This window comes from Chryseobacterium sp. KACC 21268 (assembly GCA_028736075.1).
Classification (GTDB): Bacteria; Bacteroidota; Bacteroidia; order Flavobacteriales; family Weeksellaceae; genus Epilithonimonas.
This window is the reverse complement of sequence record CP117875.1, coordinates 936,154-951,284: the sequence shown is the minus strand read 5'-3', so window position 1 is coordinate 951,284 and position 15,131 is coordinate 936,154. Positions and strand designations below refer to the sequence as shown.

General features: G+C 37.6%; 11 protein-coding genes. 8 read left to right on the top strand and 3 right to left on the bottom strand.

Going from position 1 to position 15,131, the window contains the following annotated elements; all coding sequences use genetic code 11:
- The first annotated feature begins 13 nt into the window (after positions 1–13).
- From PQ459_04530 to PQ459_04495, 8 genes are all read left to right on the top strand, one after another.
- Positions 14–1,402, top strand: a complete 1,389-nt coding sequence (locus PQ459_04530) for a hypothetical protein (GenBank protein WDF47756.1) — start codon at positions 14–16, stop codon at positions 1,400–1,402.
- Positions 1,402–1,728 carry a nucleotide pyrophosphohydrolase gene (locus PQ459_04525; GenBank protein ID WDF47755.1) on the top strand — a complete coding sequence of 109 codons (327 nt, stop codon included), beginning with the start codon at positions 1,402–1,404 and terminating at the stop codon, positions 1,726–1,728. The genes PQ459_04530 and PQ459_04525 overlap by 1 nt, the downstream gene beginning before the upstream one ends.
- 81 nt (positions 1,729–1,809) lie before the next feature.
- Positions 1,810–3,048: a 3-phosphoshikimate 1-carboxyvinyltransferase gene (locus PQ459_04520; protein ID WDF47754.1), complete on the top strand. Its 1,239-nt coding sequence runs from the start codon at positions 1,810–1,812 to the stop codon at positions 3,046–3,048.
- A gap of 451 nt (positions 3,049–3,499) precedes the next feature.
- The gene (locus PQ459_04515) at positions 3,500–4,171 is read left to right on the top strand and encodes a hypothetical protein (protein ID WDF47753.1); all 672 of its coding nucleotides are present in this window, start codon (positions 3,500–3,502) and stop codon (positions 4,169–4,171) included.
- Positions 4,172–4,966 (top strand): SDR family oxidoreductase, encoded by a 795-nt coding sequence (locus PQ459_04510; GenBank protein WDF47752.1) that lies wholly within the window; start codon positions 4,172–4,174, stop codon positions 4,964–4,966.
- A gap of 70 nt (positions 4,967–5,036) precedes the next feature.
- A complete protein-coding gene (locus PQ459_04505; protein WDF47751.1) occupies positions 5,037–6,674 on the top strand; it encodes a hypothetical protein in 1,638 nt (545 codons plus the stop codon).
- Positions 6,675–6,937: 263 nt separating this feature from the next.
- Positions 6,938–8,398: an IMP dehydrogenase gene (gene guaB, locus PQ459_04500; protein WDF47750.1), complete on the top strand. Its 1,461-nt coding sequence runs from the start codon at positions 6,938–6,940 to the stop codon at positions 8,396–8,398.
- Between the two features lie 189 nt (positions 8,399–8,587).
- Positions 8,588–8,935, top strand: a complete 348-nt coding sequence (locus PQ459_04495) for a hypothetical protein (protein WDF47749.1) — start codon at positions 8,588–8,590, stop codon at positions 8,933–8,935.
- A 30-nt stretch (positions 8,936–8,965) separates the two neighbouring features.
- On the opposite strand, the gene PQ459_04490 is transcribed toward PQ459_04495, so the two are convergent.
- From PQ459_04490 to PQ459_04480, 3 genes are all read right to left on the bottom strand, one after another.
- Positions 8,966–10,027, bottom strand: a complete 1,062-nt coding sequence (locus PQ459_04490) for a DUF4407 domain-containing protein (GenBank protein WDF47748.1) — start codon at positions 10,025–10,027, stop codon at positions 8,966–8,968.
- A 389-nt stretch (positions 10,028–10,416) separates the two neighbouring features.
- Positions 10,417–14,118 (bottom strand): M1 family aminopeptidase, encoded by a 3,702-nt coding sequence (locus PQ459_04485; GenBank protein WDF47747.1) that lies wholly within the window; start codon positions 14,116–14,118, stop codon positions 10,417–10,419.
- Positions 14,111–14,995, bottom strand: a complete 885-nt coding sequence (locus tag PQ459_04480) for an ABC transporter ATP-binding protein (GenBank protein ID WDF47746.1) — start codon at positions 14,993–14,995, stop codon at positions 14,111–14,113. Before PQ459_04480 ends, PQ459_04485 begins: the two co-directional genes overlap by 8 nt.
- Positions 14,996–15,131: the final 136 nt, after the last annotated feature.

The following is a 15,131-nucleotide window of genomic DNA, read 5'->3' as shown; positions in this document are numbered from 1 at the left end:
TTAAACAAGATAAATGAAAATTAAAATATTCCTTGGCATTGCATTTTGGTCACTTTTATTATTAGCAGGATGTAATCGCGATGATATTTCGTTTGAATCACCAACGCAACTGTTGAGATTCTCCACCGACACCGTTTTTTGCGACACGGTTTACAACCAGATGCGTTCGGAAACTTACGCCGTAAAAGTCTTTAACAATGAGGACAAAGATGTTTTGATTCCGAGAATTGCGCTGGAAAGCGGAAGTGGTTCGCTTTATAGAATCAATGTTGACGGGAAAGTCGGGACAAGTTTCGAAAATGTGGCATTGAGAAGAAAAGACAGCCTTTATGTTTTTGTAGAAATTGCGCCGATTGCCAACGCACCGGAAGCGATTGCAGAGGATAAAGTGGTTTTCAATACGCCAGCGGGCGAGCAAAAAGTAACTCTTTTCTCAGTTGTTCAGGACGCGGAATATTTCATAAAATCTGATTCAAATCCAAATATTATTTCTGAAAACACAACTTGGACCAAAGATAAAGTGAAAGTGATTTTCGGAGATTTGACCGTTGCTGAAGGAAAAACTTTGACAATGGAAAAAGGCACGAAAGTCTATTTCCGAAAAAACAGCGGAATGAATTTCGCGAAAAATTCGATTCTTGATGTGAAAGGAGCTCTTGGCGATGAAGTGATTTTCCGAGGCGACAGAAGCGACACGAAATACGATACACTTCCTGCGAACTGGAACGGAATCAAAATGGATGAAGCAACAGTTCTTAATATGAATTACGCCAGACTTTTTGGTGGAAACGTTGGTCTTCAACTTAAAAGTAATACAGCTACAATTAATAATACCATCATCCATACCTTTCAGAATGCTGGAATCTACGGGATTGCATCAAATATTACCGCAAACAATTTGGTGATGAACAACTGTGGTGAAGCCGATTTTGCCATAGCTGGTGGTGGAACTTATACGCTTAATTACTCTACGCTTGCCAACTATTGGAATCTGAATCCATCGATGAATGCTGCGGGAATCTACGCAAGTAACGTCTATCAAAATGGAGACGAACTATTTTCTGGAAATACAATCCTGAGAGTCAACAATTCCATCGTTTACGGAGACTCGCCAGAAATGATTTCATTGACCGAGATTGTAAATGGCGGAACAATCAACGCAAGATTTGATAATTCATTATTGAAATTGAGTGCTTCTTCCAGCTTCAATCCGATCGGAGACAACATTACTAAAAACGAAGACCCAGAATTTCAAAATTATTTCACTCAAAAAATGAATTTGAGAGTTAAGGCGAACTCTAAAGCAAGAGGAAAAGGTACTAATCTGAATAACAGTAATACCATTCAAGATATAGTAGGAAACACTCGAACTTATCCTGCAACTTTAGGCGCTTACCAATAATGGAAATCACGACACTCCAAAATCAGGTTGACGAATGGATAAAAACCATTGGCGTCCGCTATTTCAATGAATTGACGAATATGGCAATGCTGACAGAAGAAGTAGGCGAAGTTGCCAGAATCATCGCAAGACGATACGGCGAACAATCTGAAAAAGAATCCGACAAATCAAAAGACCTTGGCGAAGAATTGGCGGACGTTCTATTCGTAACGCTTTGTCTCGCCAATCAAACCGGAACAGATTTGCAATCGGCCTTCGACAAAAAAATGAAGGTAAAAACCGACAGAGACAAGGATAGACATCAAAATAACGAGAAATTAAAATAATTTGTACACAGTATTAATATAGAATGTATTCACGAATTAGAATCATTAATACTTTAATACTTTTTACATTAATACATAAGAATGATATTACAAAAATCTGAATTAATCGATAATCAAAAAATCCAAATTACCGGTTCGAAAAGTATTTCGAACCGTCTTTTGATTTTAGGGAAACTCTTCGGGAACATTGATATGCTCAATCTTTCCAATTCTCAGGACACGACTTTGCTGAAAAAAGCGTTGGAATCCGATTCCGAAACTGTGGACATCCACCACGCTGGAACGGCGATGCGTTTTCTCACGTCTTATTATTCGATTTTTGAAGGTAGAAAAACCATTCTGACCGGTTCCGACCGAATGAAAAACCGACCAATCAAACCTTTGGTGGATGCACTTCAATCACTTGGCGCAGACATTACTTATCTTGAAAAAGAAGGTTTTCCGCCGTTGCAAATCATCGGAAAGAAATTAGAAAAGAATATGGTTAAGATTTCCGCGAACGTTTCCAGCCAGTTTTTGACTTCATTAATATTAATCGGAGGAAAATTACAAAACGGTTTGACATTAGAATTGGAAGGCGAAATTACATCCCGACCTTACCTGGAAATGACTTTGAAAATACTGGACGAAATTGGAATCAAATCACATTTTGCTGAAAATAAAATCGAAATCGTCACGCACAACAATCAATACAGAACAGAACGTTACGAAGTGGAAAGCGATTGGTCTTCAGCTTCTTATTTCTATTCTTTGGCTGCGATTGGACGAAAGAATATCACTTTAAAAAGTTACCACACGCTTTCTCTGCAAGGCGACAGTGTTATCAAAGAACTTTACTGGAAATATTTTGGAATCAACACGGTTTCGGATTATGCAGAAAACTCGATTTCACTTTTGCCAGAACCAGCTTTCGAATACCCGGAATTGATTACGCTTGATATGAATGATTGTCCGGACATTGCTCAAACGCTTTGTGTGACAGCAACCGCTTTGAAAATTCCATTTGAAATTACGGGACTTCACACTTTAAAAGTAAAAGAAACCGACCGATTGGTTGCGCTTCAAAATGAATTGTTGAAAATTGGAGCTAAAACGCACATCACGGTTGAGAAAATAGAATCTTCGGAATTCATTGAACCTGAAGAAAACATTTCCATAGCGACTTACAACGACCACAGAATGGCGATGGCTTTTGCGCCGTTTGCTTTAATCAAAGAATTAAATATCGAAAATGAAGATGTTGTCGAGAAATCTTATCCTGAGTTTTGGGAGGATTTTGCAAAGGTGACGAGCAATGAATTTGAAGAAAAAATTGAATAGGTTATTTAATGAACAAATGTATTATCATTAAAATCAATCAGATTACAAAAATATTTATCATATTCATTTTGATATTTTGCATTTTAATGAATGTTATTGAAATTATTAGATTCTACGAATTCATTAATATAACATTGTCTTTTTTTGTAATTCTAATTTTATCAATATTTATTATAAGCCTTACTTTTGAAAATTACTTTACTACAATCATATTACTAATTTTCAATATCCTATTTTGGTATTATACAATTACAGAGAGAAAAGATTTATCTTGGTATGACAATCCTTTTAATCATTATGATAATGTTTTCATAAGTTTTGCAAACAACTTTATCCGTAACATTAGAATAATATTATACAGAACATTAGGAAATATCTCTCTAATAAACAATCTATTAATCTGGATAATTATTCTGCCTTACAGATTTTATAAGTTTTCAAGTCAGCAAAAATGAAACACTTTTTCTCTTTTTTCGCAATAATCTTTTTCTCAGCTCTCCAATCCCAAGAACTGAAAGATTTCACAATCCCAAAAGGTTACGAGAAAATCCTGGAAACAAAAGGCGATTTGGACAAAGATGGGAAAGACGAAACCGTTATCGTTTTCAATACAGATAAAACACCAGACTCAGAATCTCCTGGACTCGTAAGAAAGCTATATATTCTAAAAAACATCAATGGCCAATTGAAAATCTGGAAAGAAAATTCCAATTTGATATTTGATAGCAAAGAAGGATTCTATCCCGAAGGAAACGAATTGGAATTGACCATTAAGAATAATTGTTTGGTGATTTTTCAATCTTATTTTTCCAATTCCCGACATACGGTGACTTCGAAAAACACCTATCGATTTCAAAATGGTGATTTTTATCTGATTGGTGCGTTGGTAAAATTTGATGACACTTGCGAATTCAATCTCTCTAATGAAATTAATTTTTCAACTGGAAAAGTCATCGTTGATGAGCAATATTCAGAATGTGACAGCGGATACGAAAGAAAAGTTCCGAAAAACTATTATAAAGAATTCACTTATAAACTTCCCAAATTGATAAAAATGAACGAGTACAAAATGGGAAAGAACGAAATCAAAATTCCTAATTCAAAAAAAACTTTTAATTTCTAAATGTCAAAAACCATCATCATCACAGGCACCTCATCCGGAATTGGATTTGCGCTGGCAGAATATTTCGGGAAGAAAGGGAACAAAGTTTACGGGCTGAGCAGAAAATCTGTGAGTTCGGATTTTTTCGTTTCGATTCCGACCGACATTACCGACAAAGACCAAATCGACAACGCCATTTCTGAAATCCTGAAAACAGAGACCAGAATCGATGTGCTCATCAACAACGCCGGAATGGGAATGGTTGGCTCGGTCGAAGATTCGACGAAAGAAGATATTACGAAATTATTCAATCTTAATTTGATTGGTTCTGTCCAGATGATGACCGCAGTTTTACCAAAAATGCGTGAACAGAAATCAGGAAAAATCATCAATGTTTCCAGCATCGGTTCAGAAATGGGATTGCCTTTCCGGGGATTTTATTCAGCTTCCAAATCAGCTTTGGATAAAGTGACGGAAGCGATGCGTTACGAAGTTTACCCGTGGAACATCCACGTTTGCTCGCTTCATTTGGGCGATATCAAAACTAATATTGCAGAAAATCGTGTCAAAACAAAAATTTCCGAACCTTATAAAAATGTGTTCGACAAAGTTTACGCTTTGATGAATTCGCACGTTGGCGACGGCACCGAACCTTTGGATGTGGCGGTTTACATTGATGGACTTTTAGGAAAATCAAAGTGGAAAGCGCACTATTATTTCGGGAAATTTGGACAAAAGATTGGCGTTCCGCTCAAATGGATTCTCCCGCAAAGCACGTACGAGAATCTGATGAAGAAATACAATAAAATGGATTGATTTTCTGTTTAACCACAAAGGCACTAAGTTTTTTCACAAAGTTCACAATGAACTAAAAATAGTGTCCTTTGTGAAAATCCTAGTGAACCTTGTGGTTAAAATTAAATATTTCTTTTTCTTCATTTTTACTCTCTTCTGTGTTTTATTGAACGCGCAGAAAAAAGAATATTGGCTCATCGACAAAGAAACCAACGCCAAAAAAATCGTTTCCGATTCCGCGAAAGCAGTCAAGTTTTTGGATTCATTAACCGAGAACTCCTACTTTTTCACAGAACTGAAAGACGTCAAAAAAATAGAAAACCGAACCGAAATCTATTACGACAAAGGCCCAAATTTCAACAAAGCCAATGTCAAATTCTCGGATTCATTGGTTTCAGATTTGAAACTTCAGAAGAACGAGCTCTACACGAAAAACCTCGATTCCCTTAAGAAAAATATCAATCAAAAATACCGGAACAAAGGTTTTGCCTTCAACCGTGTGAAAACCAAATTCCAGAAAATGGAAAACGGAATTCCGACGGTCAAAATCTCCGTCGTAACATCATCTCAAAGGAAAATAGACGCCATCGTTTACAAAGGCTACACGCGCTTACCGAAACAATTCGTTAAAGCTTTGAACAAAGAATATGTCGGTAAAAATTACGAAGACAAAAACTTAGTTTCGATGAATCAGGCTTTGCAAAATCACCAATTCGTGACTTTGGAAAAACCACCTCAGACTTTATTTACAAAAGATTCAACGCAGGTTTTTCTCTTTACGCAAAAGAAAAAAGCCAACACGTTCGACGGAATGATTGGCTTCGGAAACGACAAAACCGAAAAATTCACCGTCAACGGAACCTTGAATGTCCAGCTCAAAAATATGTTCAACAGCTTCGAAAGCATCGGCGTTTACTGGCAAAGAAATCCCGACAAAGGCCAGACTTTCGATATGCAAACCGACATTCCGTACACGTTTGGTAGCAACCTCGGTTTGAACGTCAACGTCAATATTTTCCGCCAAGATTCCACTTTTGCGAATGTGAAATTCCTGCCCGCGGTTTACTATCACCTTTCGCCACGTCAAAAACTCGGTCTCAAAGGAACTTTTGAGTCGTCGGCGATTTTGGATTCGCTGTACACAGGCGGTCGTGATTACAGCAAAAAAGGGATTGGACTCTGGTATCAATATCAGGAAGGAAGCGACATTCCGCTATTCATCAACAAAAGCAATATCCGTGTGGAAGCCGATTTTCTCAAGACCACGTACGACGACACGCAGGAAAAATTTGACCAAATCCGATATTTCCTTTTCGCTGAACACAACTTCAATCTCTCCGGAAACCACTACCTCAACGTCAAGGCCGAGTCCGCATTGCTCAGCGCGAAGAACGAACTTTCCACAAACGAACTTTTTAGGTTTGGCGGTTGGAACTCGATGCGCGGTTTCAACGAGCAGAGTCTTATCAGCGATTTTTACGCATTTGCCGGTGCAGAATATCGCTATCTCGTTAATGACCAAGCTTTTTTTGACCTCTTTGCGCAGTACGGCCAGATGTCCAACAAAGCCTTGGGGATTTCACCGAAATTGTATAGTTTAGGTCTCGGCTTCAACTTTTTTCTTCCCGTCGGTTTGATGAGTTTCCAGATTTCAAACGGAAACCAATTTGGCAATCCATTCAAATTCAACGAGATAAAAATCCATTGGGGAATCCTAAGCAGGTTTTGATAAATGATAGTTGATAAAAAAAATCATTCATCATTCATCATTCATCACTTATAATTCATAAATATTTGGAGCCGGGAACCTGCTTTCCGTTGCAATTCCTCGCGCCTTGCTTAGTCCATCGCTTGCTGTGGGATTTCCACTACAATCAGGGCTATGGGTTTTGTCATCCCATCATCATTTTTCTGAATATTAACTATTTATCAAATAAATTAGGATACTTTCAAATTCAATAAAAATAGCTTAATTTTGCACAGAAAGTAAAGATGTCTATTCATAACAAAATTGTAGAGACAGCCATCACTTTCGATGACGTTCTATTAGTCCCTTCTTATTCAGAAGTTTTACCTAACCAGGTTTCCCTCAAATCCAGACTCACAGACAAAATCTCGCTCAATGTTCCCATAGTTTCCGCAGCAATGGATACGGTTACAGAAGCAGATTTGGCCATTGCACTCGCAAGAGTTGGCGGTCTTGGATTCATCCATAAAAATATGACGATTGCGGAACAGGCCGCACAAGTCAACAGCGTGAAACGTTCCGAAAACGGAATGATTTCTGACCCAGTCACACTATCCAAAGACCATACACTTGCCGAAGCGAAAGCATTGATGGCCGAATACAAAATCTCGGGACTTCCTGTGGTTGATAAAAACAATTATCTCATCGGAATTATCACCAACAGAGATGTGAAATATCAAGAAAACCTTGAAGTGAAAGTGGAGGAAATAATGACAAAAAACAACCTCATCACTTCCGACAAAACCACGAATCTGGAAACTGCGAAAGAAATTTTGCTAAAAAACAGAATCGAGAAACTTCCTATCGTTGACAAGAAAAACAAACTGGTTGGACTGATTACAATTAAGGATATCGACAATCAATTAGAATATCCGAATGCGAACAAAGACCAAAACGGTCGTCTTATCGTTGGAGCTGGCGTTGGCGTTGGCGAAGATACTATTGAAAGAATAACAGCATTGGTAAAAGCTGGTGTTGATATCGTCGCAATTGATTCAGCTCACGGACATTCGAAAGGTGTTTTGGATAAGATTTCAGAAATCAGAAAAACATTTCCAGACTTGGACATTGTTGGTGGAAACATCGTAACGGCTGAAGCGGCAAAAGATTTAATAAAAGCGGGCGCAAATGTCCTTAAAGTTGGTGTTGGTCCAGGTTCCATCTGTACAACAAGAGTTGTTGCCGGTGTCGGCGTTCCTCAACTTTCTGCAATCTACAATGTTTACGAATTTGCTAAAAAGAAAAACGTTGCCGTTATCGCTGATGGTGGAATCAAACTTTCTGGAGACATTGTAAAAGCCATCGCAAGTGGCGCTGGTGCAGTAATGCTAGGTTCTCTTCTTGCAGGAACTGATGAAGCTCCGGGAGAAGAAATTATTTTCCAAGGCAGGAAATTCAAGTCTTACCAGGGAATGGGAAGTTTGTCTGCTATGAAACGTGGCGGAAAAGAAAGATATTTCCAAAGCGAGGCTAAGAAATTTGTTCCAGAAGGCATCGAAGGTCGAGTGCCTCATAAAGGAAAACTGGAAGATGTGATTTTCCAATTGACTGGCGGTTTACGTGCCGGAATGGGCTATTGCGGCGCCAAAGATATTGAAGCGTTGCAGAAAGATTCCAAATTGGTAATGATTACAGGAAGTGGTTTGAAAGAATCTCATCCGCACGATGTCATCATCACGCAGGAAGCGCCGAATTATTCTTTTTAAATAGTTCTAAAATCAAATAAAAAAGACTCCAACTTGAATTCTCATTTTGGAGTCTTTTTTTTGTTTAACCTATAATTTATAAGGGTAATTTTCAGAAAAATAAAAAAAATTGGATAAATGCATTAAAAATCAAAACTTTGGTGTTGTGTTTGCTAAGAATTTAATAGTTTTGCAAAAGCAAATATCGCAATGAAAAAGTCCACATTCTTCTCCTTCTTATTTCTATCATTTATCGTAATTGGTACGCTTTCTTTTACCGCAAATAAGAAAGTGATAGCCGTAGTTTTCAATAAGGAAATGACGAAAAAAGATTTGCTGAGCTTGCAGAAAAACCTAAAAGAAAAAAACATCATTTTGGTTTTCAATCAGATGAAATTTACAAAGAACAGATTGAGTTATATTGATTTCAGCATTGATTTTGGGGATGGATTTTCCGGAACTTCGAAATCCGAAATCACGAAGTCCAAAGAAATAGGATTTGTACGAGATTACAACGAAGATGCTGAACAGCCTTTTGTAGTCGGCGATTTAAAATAAATAAAGCTTCCAAATTTGGAAGCTTTTCTTTTATAAGTCATTGTTGTCATTTTTCTTTCTTTTCCGGATGTCCAAGTCATCTTTGAAATCATCAATGCGGTAATCTGTATGATAATTACCTTTCGTAATTTTTTCCTTCGAATATAATCGGAAATCATTCTCAGTTTTTTCCAAGAGATAATCATACGGGCCAACGTGGGAAATCAATTTGATTAAAACCGGTGAGATTTCCAAACAGATGAACAACCCCATAATGAAACTCGCCGCCAGCGCAATGATTGCAGAATTTTTTCCCAACTCATCCAAGGCTTGCAAACGCGCTGCAAATCCATTGAACTTGTCCTCTACAGTTTCCGTAGATTTTCTTTCGTTTTCCAGATTGTTATAGACTTTCGAAACTTCTTTGTCCAAATATTCCAAACGCGATTGCTGTTGTTTTTGGTAATTTTCGAGGTCGAGGCGTTTTTGTTCTTTGAGTTCCGCTTTTCTTTTGGCGTTGGTTCCGTAACCCACTTTTCCACTCGTCAAGCCAGATTCTTTGCCGAGAATTTCTTTTTCTAATTCTACCGAAGCTGAATCGTAAGCCATTTGGTAATTCTTGATTTGAGTTTGGATTTGTTTCTTTTCCGTATCAAAAGGGCCGGATTGTTGCAAAATCCTTCCAGTCATTTCAGCCTGAAGTTGTTTTTTATTTCTTTGAATAATCGTGTTCAATTGTTTGTTGACTTCCTTTTCAAAGATTTTCAATTCTAACGGTTTTGAAATAATGATTCCCAAAAATGTCGCCAAAATCAACCTTGGAATCGTCATCAAAACTTGATTCCACCAAGTTCCCGTTTTCTTGATGGAAGAAACGATATATCTATCCAAATTGAAAATCATCAATCCCCAAAGAAGTCCAAATCCAACGGCTGTCCAAACATTATCAAAAACCGTAAACATCGCATAACCCGCGGAAAGTGTTGCAAAAAGTGCCGTGAACAAAACGATTCCGCCAATTCCGGCAAACTTGTTCCATTCGCTTGGTGATTTCTTCAAAAGGTGAATGTTGGCGCCAGAACACAGCATCAAGAAGTGCTGGAACCAATTCATTTTATTAGTGTTAGATGTATTTTTCATATTAATGATTATCACAATATGTAACTCAAAACGTTAAATTGTTACAAATAGTATTAGGTAAAACCAAATAGCTAATTATGTACCAATATTTAATTTAAATGTTAAAAGTTATGAGCATAACACTAATTTAAATTATTGATACTAAATATTAATAGCGTCGGGCTTTAGCCCGATGTTTCGAATACTAGTTTCAATAAGGGATTTAGCCAAAATCTATATTAAGTTTCGGCTAAAGCCTAGTTAGTTTTAATTGTATAAATGGGCTAAAGCCCATTTCTATTGATATTACACGATTGAAATTAAATCACAAAGTCTGCCTTTTAGAAAAGCAAACTTTATTAATTATAAAATTTGAAGCGAAATTAATCTCCCGTATTTACAGTCACTTTCACGCCTGCGCCACCAGATTTTTCATCTGCATCGAGATTGACTTTGTCCGGTTTCGATTTGAAATCGTGAACGTTATTTTTCATATTTCGGTCAATCAGTTTTGCATAAGGGTCGATTCCGGCTTGCAACGGTTCTTCATTCACCAAGAACGTAAAAGTTTTCTCAGGTTTATCCATCTTCACTTTTTTGAAAACCAATTCTTTACCTTCAGGAAATTTCTTTGATTTTTGTCCGAAAACGCCCACATCAACATAATCGTTAACTGGAATTTTCTTCGATTTTCCTTTGCCATCAACGCGGTATTTTGCACTTCCAACCGTGAGTTTTACTTGATATTGCTTTCCGACTTTTTTGTAAGATAAATCCTTCAAATAGTTTTCGTTCAGCGTAATCGTTTCAAACAAATCCTTGATGAGGTACTGCAAACTGTCAGGTGTTTCCTTTTTCAAAAGATTCACAAACTCCACCGAATTGGTGTAAGGCGGTTCCTGAAACTTGGTCTGTTCCAAATATTTCTTCAAAACCGAATTCAGTTTTGCCTCTCCCAAATAATCTTTCAGCGCGTACATCACAACGCTTCCTTTGTTGTAATGGATGTAACTTTGATTTTCGATTAACATCAAAGGCATTTCGTTTTTCGCTTCTCTGGTTCGGCCTTTCAAATATTTATCAAGCTCGTAGCTCAGGAATTTTTTCATCGCAGGCGCGCCATATTCGTGCTCCATCACCATCAAAGCGGAATATTGGGAGAATGTTTCCGACATCATCGCACTGCCCTGAACATTGCCACCGACAACCTGATGTCCCCACCATTGATGCGCAACTTCGTGAGCCGTCACATAAAAAGGAAGGTCGATTTTTTCTGGTTTGTTGGGTTCAATCTTCGTGAGGAAACCAATTTCTTCGGAGTATGGAATCGTGTTCGGGAACGATTGCGCAAAGGAAGCGTAACGCGGAAACTCGATGATTCTGACTTGTTTGTGTTGATAAGGTCCAAAGTTTTTGGTATAATAATTCAAACTGTTTTGAATGGAAGAAATCATCCGATTCAGATTATATTCGTGGCCTTTTTGGTAATAAACCTCGATATTCACGTTGTTCCATTTCGCTTTTTTCACTTGGTAATCTGCAGAAAGGAATGCGTAGAAATTGAGAATCGGTGAATCCATTTTGTAGGTGAAATATCTTCTGCCATTGGCTTTCCATTCTTTTTGCAAATAACCTGGCGCAATGGCGATTTGGTCATCATTAGTTGAAATCTGAGTCTGGAATCGAATCCAGTCAGAATCATTTGAAATGAAGTTGTTCATTCTAGCCTTCTTGTCATTCACTTTTGCCAATCTTGGTTTTGGTTTCAGACCATATTTTTTTCTGGCAGAATTTTCCGAAAGTTCCGCATCTGCGCTGTAACCTAAGCCTGGCAAATTATTAGAATTGAAAAATGAGCCGTTTCCAACCACATCCGTTTCTGTCTCAGAATTGGCAAAACCTTTCGGCTCAAACGCATATTGAAAATTGAGTACAAGAGAATCTCCAGGCTGAAGTGGCTGATTGAGTTTTATAAGTTTCAAACCTGCCTTTTCATCATTGAAAATCTCTTTTCCGGAACGTGCCAATTGCATTTTTTTGAAGGCATAATGTCCGTCCAGATTATTCGGATATTTTAGAATGATGCTGTCAATCGGCTTTTGATGTTTGTTTTTGATGTAATAAATTCCGTCAACGCTCCAACCCGATTTTGCAGGGAAAATATCAATTTTCAAATCCGAAGAAACGATTCTTGGCTGGTCTATCTTTTCCAGATATTTATATTTTTTCTCGTAATCGACACGCATTTTTTCCATTTCAACTTCTGTATAGGATTTGTTCAGAATGTGTGTGTTGTAATAAATGTAGCCACCTAGTCCAACAGTCGAGAACAGGAACAAAAACAGTAAAGCTTTATGTTTTAATTTGAATGACGTTTTCGATAACAGATATTTTTTGGACAATCCTTTTTCCTTGCCTCTTGGGAAAACCAAAAGTGCGATGAACAATAAGAATAACATCATTAAAATCCAATACGATTTTACAATGAAATAGCTGTAAAGCACTTGTCCGAAACCGTTCAAAGCTGAATAAGGAAGCGTTGGTCCGTTGGAATTGAAACTATACAAAATCCCATTCATCTCCAAATAACTGTACAAAATCGGCAGGAAAACGACAGGGAAAATCGCCAAGAAAAATCCAAAATATTTGTTGTTGACAATCAATTGAACGAACAAACTGAAGCCTATTAAAACCAGATAATAAGGCAAATTGTAAAGGTTGAATTTCAAATAAATCAAAGGCTCAATATCATAAAATCCTTTGTAAAACTGAATCCCGATGCAAATCAAATTAGAGAAAATCTGCATTAGGATGACCATCCAGACCATTCCCAAAAATTTGGAAAACATCAGGTTGAAATTGGAAACCGTGCTTACGCCAATCAGTTCATCGATTTTATTTTCACGCTCTCTCCAAACGATGTTTCCTGAGAAAAACACAATCAGCAAAAGCAGGAAAAATGACAAGCCTTCTTCCGCCAATTCCGCCATCAAAAAGGTGACAGGAATGGATTCTGCGTCGTACATCGATTTCATATAATTGGAAATCACAATCAGCAAAACGCCAAAAATGAAAGCAATTATTCCGAAAAATGGCGTGTAAATGATTCTTTTGACCTCGAAAAACGAAAGATAGAAAAGTTCTTTCAGTTTCGCCATCCAACCAAAATCCTTTTGAACATTCAGGATTTCCTGCAATGATTTTTCGGAATTGGTGTAAGTTTCCACCAAAGCTGTTTTCTTCTTTTTGAAGAGTGAAAAAGGCTGTAAGAATTGGTTGAAATCAAATTTGAAATAAGTAATCCCCACACACAAAAGTGAGATTCCCAGCCAAACCAAACGGTTCCAAAGCAAAACGCCAGAAAGCGGAACTATGTTTTCATTTTGTTCGTAAGGCGTCCAATATTCGGTGATTTGTTTTAAGGCAAAATTTCCGAATGGGTCGAGAAGCGAGGCCAAATCTTTGTTCTCGATGTCGGAAAGAATGCTGTCGCTCAAAATCGATAACAAAAGCAAAATCACACAGAAAAGGTAGGAAGCCAAAGTGCTTCTGGTCAACGTCGTCAAAGCGAAGAATATCGAACCGATAATCAATGTGTTAGCGACAGTGAAAATCAAAAATGGCCAAAGAAAATTAACGATATTGATGGGGCCAAGTTGTGGAGTTCCAAGTCCGTAAAGCGTCCCGAAAAAATAGCCGATTAAAATTCCGGAAAAAACATAGATTGCTATGAGGAAATTAGCCAAAAATCTTCCGAAAAAATACCCGGATTTGGTAATTGGCGTCGTGTACAATAAACCGTGAAAATTATAGGCATAATCTTTCTGAATCGCGGTTGCCATAATGCTAATCATCATAATCCCGTTGATAAGCACCATAATATTGCCACTCATCCCGACAATCAATCTGGCGATTGCCAACGAGGAATTTTTGGTCAAAATCGAATCTGAGGTCGAAGTGTCAAACGCGCCCGTAGTTCCCAATCCAACGAGTACGCCAAGTGTCAGGAAAACCAAAAAGTAAATCTGCGTACTCCATTTTTTGAAACCATTCCTGAGTTCAAAAGAGAATAATTCTTTAAACATTGGTTGCCATTTTTTTGGTGATACTTGAGAAATACACGTCTTCCAAATTGGATTCCACAGGAATAAAATTAGTATCTGGCTGAGTTTCCGCAAAAACCCGAATCTCCACTTTCCCTTCAGAAATATGCGTGGAAATCACTTGGTATTGTTCTTTTGCCACCTCAACTTCGGATTTTTCAATTAGTTTTTTCCAGATTTTACCTTGGAAATCTTCTATCACACCTTTTGGCGTTCCGTCTAGAATAATATGTCCAGAAGTCAAAACCACCACACGATTACACAGATTTTTCACATCATCTACAATGTGTGTTGAAAGAATGACAATCGTGTTTTCCCCGATTTCACTCAATAGATTATGGAAGCGATTTCTTTCCATCGGGTCGAGACCAGCGGTTGGTTCATCAACAATAATGAGTTTTGGATTTCCCAAAAGCGCCTGAGCAATCCCGAAACGCTGTCTCATTCCACCAGAATATTCGCTGACGTTTCGTTTTCTAGCTTCGAAAAGATTAGTTTGATGAAGCAGACCTTCAACGATTTCCTTGCGTTCAGATTTATTTGAAATGCCTTTCAGAATCGCAATATGATTGAGAAGTTCTATGGCATTCACTTTCGGATAAAAGCCAAAATCCTGAGGAAGATATCCTAAAACTTTTCTAAGTTCTTCTTTTTGGGTCAAGGCGTTGAGGTCGCCGAGAAAAATTTCGCCACTGTCCGGCGCCTGCAAACCAGCGATGGTTCTCATTAGTGAAGACTTCCCTGCACCATTGGGTCCGAGCAATCCGAACATTCCTTTTCCAATCGTAAGATTGACGTTATCCAAAGCCTTCAAACCATTTGCGTAGGTTTTACTAATATTATTAATCCTCAATTCCATAGTTAATTTTTAAAGTATTATAATTTTATTAGACGATTGCCAACATTATTTGTTACAAAACATCAATAAAATTAAAGAATATCAATAAATCATTATGGAATTATCATACATATTGGATTAATTATAACAACAATCA

What these genes read in the sequence shown, in the direction of transcription:
- PQ459_04530 (WDF47756.1), top strand. Translation starts at nt 14, where the DNA reads ATGAAAATTAAAATATTCCTTGGCATTGCATTTTGGTCACTTTTATTA.
- PQ459_04525 (WDF47755.1), top strand. Translation starts at nt 1,402, where the DNA reads ATGGAAATCACGACACTCCAAAATCAGGTTGACGAATGGATAAAAACC.
- PQ459_04520 (WDF47754.1), top strand. Translation starts at nt 1,810, where the DNA reads ATGATATTACAAAAATCTGAATTAATCGATAATCAAAAAATCCAAATT.
- PQ459_04515 (WDF47753.1), top strand. Translation starts at nt 3,500, where the DNA reads ATGAAACACTTTTTCTCTTTTTTCGCAATAATCTTTTTCTCAGCTCTC.
- PQ459_04510 (WDF47752.1), top strand. Translation starts at nt 4,172, where the DNA reads ATGTCAAAAACCATCATCATCACAGGCACCTCATCCGGAATTGGATTT.
- guaB (WDF47750.1), top strand. Translation starts at nt 6,938, where the DNA reads ATGTCTATTCATAACAAAATTGTAGAGACAGCCATCACTTTCGATGAC.
- PQ459_04495 (WDF47749.1), top strand. Translation starts at nt 8,588, where the DNA reads ATGAAAAAGTCCACATTCTTCTCCTTCTTATTTCTATCATTTATCGTA.
- PQ459_04490 (WDF47748.1), bottom strand. Translation starts at nt 10,027, where the DNA reads ATGAATTGGTTCCAGCACTTCTTGATGCTGTGTTCTGGCGCCAACATT.
- PQ459_04485 (WDF47747.1), bottom strand. Translation starts at nt 14,118, where the DNA reads ATGTTTAAAGAATTATTCTCTTTTGAACTCAGGAATGGTTTCAAAAAA.
- PQ459_04480 (WDF47746.1), bottom strand. Translation starts at nt 14,995, where the DNA reads ATGGAATTGAGGATTAATAATATTAGTAAAACCTACGCAAATGGTTTG.